Annotated in this window: 2 protein-coding genes; both read left to right on the top strand. The window is 62.9% G+C overall.

From position 1 onward, the window contains the following. A partial coding sequence (locus SOP85_RS31080) for a hypothetical protein (RefSeq protein WP_323629417.1) occupies window positions 1-254 on the top strand: 254 nt, incomplete at its 5' end. Continuing rightward, window positions 244-471: a hypothetical protein gene (locus SOP85_RS31075; protein WP_323599739.1), complete on the top strand. Its 228-nt coding sequence runs from the start codon at window positions 244-246 to the stop codon at window positions 469-471. The genes SOP85_RS31080 and SOP85_RS31075, both read left to right, overlap by 11 nt. Window positions 472-544 lie beyond the last annotated feature (73 nt).

Genomic DNA, 544 nt, shown 5'->3' with positions numbered 1-544 from the left:
AGTTTTTCCTCTTCGTCGCGCTCTCGTTGCTCGTGCTCGTCATGGTTACCGACCGGCGCCGGCCGCTCGCGCGGGCGCCTCTGGACGCCGACGACGCGGTGCTGCAGTCACAGACCGCCGATGATGCGAGCCTCATCACGCGCGGTCCTGGCTTCGCCAACGTGCCTTCCAATGGCACCGTACCACCGCTGTCGCTCATGATGCCGCAGACCGGAATTCAACCCTATGACGGGAGCGTGGGCGATGCGGGATGAAATCGATCTCAATGACCGGCGCACGCTGCGCGATCTATTCCAGCGGCCTGATCCGCCGATCAGGTTCAATTACCTTGATCCGCAGGTATCGCCTGACATCATGGGGTTGAGGCAACCGGAGCCAATCCCGCCGCCGCAGGCCCTCTATCATCTCGGCGCCTACTTCACACCGTTCCGTGCGCTGTTTCGCCGGCCGCGCAACACGATCAGCGGGTAAGGGATGGCGTTCGATCTCCAAGGGGAATTCGGCGTGGTGTCCGATGCAATCGCATCGGGCACCTTTGACCCTG

It is taken from the genome of Pseudomonas sp. YuFO20 (assembly GCF_035064975.1).
Lineage (GTDB): Bacteria > Pseudomonadota > Gammaproteobacteria > Pseudomonadales > Pseudomonadaceae > Aquipseudomonas > Aquipseudomonas putida_AE.
The sequence above is the reverse complement of the archived record's forward strand: the minus strand, read 5'-3'. Positions and strand labels throughout refer to the sequence as shown.

Bases quoted from the DNA above. Each gene is read 5' to 3' on its own strand.
- SOP85_RS31075 (WP_323599739.1), top strand. From the start codon at position 244: ATGCGGGATGAAATCGATCTCAATGACCGGCGCACGCTGCGCGATCTA.